The sequence below is a fragment of the Shewanella sp. 11B5 genome, from assembly GCF_002836795.1.
In the GTDB taxonomy this organism is placed as follows: domain Bacteria; phylum Pseudomonadota; class Gammaproteobacteria; order Enterobacterales; family Shewanellaceae; genus Shewanella; species Shewanella frigidimarina.
The window spans coordinates 1-3765 of record NZ_PJAP01000621.1 but is presented as its reverse complement, the minus strand read 5'-3'; the positions used below and the strand labels follow the sequence as shown (position 1 = coordinate 3765).

The following is a 3765-nucleotide window of genomic DNA, read 5'->3' as shown; positions in this document are numbered from 1 at the left end:
GGTTACGATAGGGCGCCAATTTAAATACACGGTTAATGGTCGTTCGCAGGCGACAAATTTATCGACGACCTGGCCTTGTTCGTTGATGGCTTTAACTGCAATGGTGAGCGGAACCTGAGTGTTGGTTTTAACAAATTTTATTGCATTGCGCTGCAAAGATGTGGCTGAAACAGATTGAGTCATAAGCGAGATAGCCTCTTAGTGGGTCATTCATAGATTGAAAGAATAGGCAGAGTTTGCCTGCTTCAACACTTGATGATCATAGCAATTATTATTCCCTAAACTGAAAACAACTTGTCTAAGCGTGATCTGGCGCAAATCTTCACAAATTCAATGTATTTGGCGCGTATTAATGTCCCACCTAAAATTGCACTGTGGACATATTGTCCTATTCTTAGGAGGGATTTCGGGATCTAGTTCAAAGTTAATTTTACTTTTTAGTTGGCACCATTTTTGCTCCTATTTAGATATAAACAAATCAATCAAGTGTATTTCAATACACATATTCATGTCAGAGGTAAGCATTACCATGCAACACACCGACACGATTTGGCCAATGTACGTTTCATTGAAAAAGGTTCAAACCCAAGTTGGGCGCTGGACATCTGTTCGCTGGGAGCTGGATCAAATGGTTCCAGCAACAGAGCCGCAACCAGACAATTCTGTTTTGGTGCCACTGGAATTGTACAAAGATCAACGTGGTAGTTATCGCATCAATCTCGATATGGATAATGCAACACTCTTCATTGTGTGCGACGAATTGATTGATGGCACATGGGTGCCTGCGATGATCTCTGCCGACCAACACGTGAGTGCCGGTTGCTTAGAGTCAGATACACCAGTGCTCAATATTCCAATGCCTAGCGCCGTTGCCTGTTGGATAGAGGCATTCATCACTCGTCACGGCGAAGTGGAAATCAGCGCTCATAGACGCAAGCATGTTAACCGCCGTAAAAATGAAGGGCCGAGCGCGAATCGCTCAGGAAATATGCAATGAGCGATAAAGCAGAAGGTCTTCTTAACCGTTGGGAAATTAGGCGTCAGCGGGTTGCTGAAGAGGCTCAGCAAGAAGAGTTATTGCAGCAGGCACAAGAAAAGCCCGATGACTACAACATACTTACGGCTGAATCACCTCAAGCCGTTAGCGAAATTGATGCGGATGAGGTGGCAGAGCCAGAAGCATTACCAGACCCAAACACGATTGAAGTTGGCGGCAGTTTTGCCCGCTTTATGGCCAAAAGTGTCGATCCAACCACTAAAGCTGCTGCGCTACGAGCATTATGGAAACAGCCGCAATATGGTCATATCGATGGGTTACTTGAATATGCGCTGGATTATACCAATCAACCGCTATTGTCAGCGGATGTATCCGCCGAGTTGGCCAGTAAAGTGTTTAGATATGTCATTGAAAAAGAAAAGCCTGAGCCAGAATTAGACGCGGACTTAGCGCCAACTGACATAGCCGATCAAGCTGAATTAGCATCAAACGAATTAGCCGAACAAACCGACTCGATAGCCGAAGAGGACTCAATCGATTTAGCCGATAATGATGCAACAACAACTGCGGCGTTATCGCAACCAGAACAACCGCTTTACCAGAATGATGATCTGCTAAAGCAAGCTGTCGCCAGTGATGAGGCGAAAGCGTAATAACGATACCGTCACCAGATGAATGTGACACAAATAAAAGTCGTTAGTTACAGACATAGAACAAGTGAATGTCAATTAATGACGTGCAATAAGCGTGAACAGTGAAATGAGCTATCACTGTTAATGAGGTATAAAAACCGATAATTGGGAACGCAATGAGTATAAGAAAAAACCAGCCACAGCTGAAACAAGCACGACAACAGGTGATGGCGAATACGCAGATTTTGCAAAATTTAATTCCGCCCACTGTTAGCTATACCACCCAGGGGCATGTGCTTATTATTGGGCCTGAAGATCTCGCGCGTTTAGCTGCGGACAAATTGTCCACAATGGCAAGCCGAGTCATTTTAGCCAATGAGGCTATCACTAACCAAGATGAAACTCACCTTGAAGCGGTGATGAATGCAGCCACTGATGTCGAAAGTTATTACAATAAATTGGCCAGCGTAAAAGGTTTTTTAGGCCAGTTTCAGGTCAAAGTTGAAGGTGAAAGCGGTATTAGCGAACTAAGCGTTGTCGCCATTCGTCAAGCGCACTTTGATATTGTGCTCGATTTAAGCCACAACCCATGCATTAACCTTGAAATGCTTCCTCCTGGTTACTTTTATGTCGGCCAAGACAGCGATTTACTTGCCGATGCGATTGCCAGTATTCCAGAGTTAATTGGTGAGTTTGATAAACCGCGTTATGTCCGAGTTAACAGCGATATTTGTGCCCATGATAAGCACGGCTTAAATGGTTGTAATCGTTGTTTAAATTTTTGCCCTGCTGATGCTATTAGTAGCGTTGCACATAAAATTGAAATTGACCCTTATCTTTGTCATGGCGCAGGCAGCTGTACTAATGCATGCCCAACTGGGGCGCTAAGCTATGATTTACCAACCCCAGCCTCACTGCATACTTACCTCGAAAAGTTAATTAGTCGTTATCGCCAAGAAGCGCAAACTGCCCCAGTAATATTATTTCATGACAATGAAGCTGGTGCAGAATGGATTAACGAGCAGTTAAGCGGTGACGTGTTACCTGTTGCAATGGAAGAAATCACTGTAGCAAGTATCGATCATTGGTTGGCTGCATTAGCCAATGGTGCACGCGAAATTTTAATTTTACACACACCGGCCACAGCACCAACATTACTGCAAATGCTTAAAGGTGAGTCTACATTAGCAAATCGCATACTCGACCAAATGGGGCAGCCACAACGGATTCGTTTAATTACCCCGTCAGAGTTAACCCAGTTAGATGACGCGCTAGCCGTTAGCTTAGCTTGGCCAGTGATAATGCCGATAACCTTGAGCGCTATCGAACCTAATACCAATGTAAAACGCAGTATTATGTTCCAAGCGATTGACCACCTTAACAGTCAAGCTGCAGGTGTTGATGACGTGTTAACCATGGCGAATATTCCTTACGGTATGGTTAGCATCAACAGTGAGAAGTGCACATTATGCTTGTCGTGTGTGGCAACGTGTCCAACCCAAGCGTTAAAGGATGGCGGCGACGCTCCTGCTCTTAAGTTTGTTGAGCAAGATTGCGTCCAATGCGGTTTATGTGAAGCGGCCTGTCCCGAAAACGTCATTAGTTTACTACCTCAAATCAACTTCAATCAGTCTACAAGACAACAAGTTCAAGTATTAAAACATGAGCCTCCGTTTGAATGTATTCGATGTGGTAGTGAATTTGCCACCCAATCTATGGTGAAAAAAATAATTGAGATGGTAGGTGAGCATAGTGCGTTTAGCGCCAATATTGAACGTTTGAAAATGTGTGGCGATTGCCGTGTAAAAGACATGTTTGAAGACATCCTTGACGATCCAGAAAAGCAATTGCAATAAGAGATCTCCTATGACAGAAACAGGAAGACAAGTAAGTGAGAATGATCAGTTAAGAGCCGATATATATCAGTTGCTGGCTGCGTTATTTCGTCGCCAACCCAATACTGAGTTATTACAGTTTTTAGCTGGTTTAGAGGTAGAGGCCGAGGATGGCAATACCATGAGTCAAGCATGGAATGCGTTAAAACTTGCGGCAGAAAATAGTGATACCAATACCCTAGAAGATGAATACTTTGCCATTTTCTTAGTCGTATTCAGTGTTTATACTTTCTCTTATACA

The 3765-nt window shown here is 43.7% G+C and carries 3 protein-coding genes and 2 pseudogenes; 4 read left to right on the top strand and 1 reads right to left on the bottom strand.

Features of this window, described 5'->3' with window-relative positions; genetic code table 11:
• A pseudogene (locus tag CXF78_RS14360) lies at positions 1-183 on the bottom strand (sulfurtransferase FdhD); the annotation flags it as partial.
• Between the two features lie 346 nt (positions 184-529).
• Here CXF78_RS14360 and CXF78_RS14355 point away from each other — a divergent pair.
• The 4 genes and pseudogenes from CXF78_RS14355 to CXF78_RS14340 form a co-directional block, all read left to right on the top strand.
• Positions 530-997 carry a DUF3305 domain-containing protein gene (locus CXF78_RS14355; protein ID WP_011635544.1) on the top strand — a complete coding sequence of 156 codons (468 nt, stop codon included), beginning with the start codon at positions 530-532 and terminating at the stop codon, positions 995-997.
• Positions 994-1650: a DUF3306 domain-containing protein gene (locus CXF78_RS14350; RefSeq protein ID WP_011635545.1), complete on the top strand. Its 657-nt coding sequence runs from the start codon at positions 994-996 to the stop codon at positions 1648-1650. Before CXF78_RS14355 ends, CXF78_RS14350 begins: the two co-directional genes overlap by 4 nt.
• A gap of 155 nt (positions 1651-1805) precedes the next feature.
• Positions 1806-3485 carry a 4Fe-4S binding protein gene (locus tag CXF78_RS14345; protein ID WP_102037186.1) on the top strand — a complete coding sequence of 560 codons (1680 nt, stop codon included), beginning with the start codon at positions 1806-1808 and terminating at the stop codon, positions 3483-3485.
• 10 nt (positions 3486-3495) lie between these two features.
• Positions 3496-3765, top strand: a pseudogene (locus tag CXF78_RS14340) (molecular chaperone); the annotation flags it as partial.

Excerpts from the sequence above, each read along its gene's own strand:
- CXF78_RS14355 (WP_011635544.1), top strand. The coding sequence starts at position 530 with ATGCAACACACCGACACGATTTGGCCAATGTACGTTTCATTGAAAAAG.
- CXF78_RS14350 (WP_011635545.1), top strand. The coding sequence starts at position 994 with ATGAGCGATAAAGCAGAAGGTCTTCTTAACCGTTGGGAAATTAGGCGT.
- CXF78_RS14345 (WP_102037186.1), top strand. The coding sequence starts at position 1,806 with ATGAGTATAAGAAAAAACCAGCCACAGCTGAAACAAGCACGACAACAG.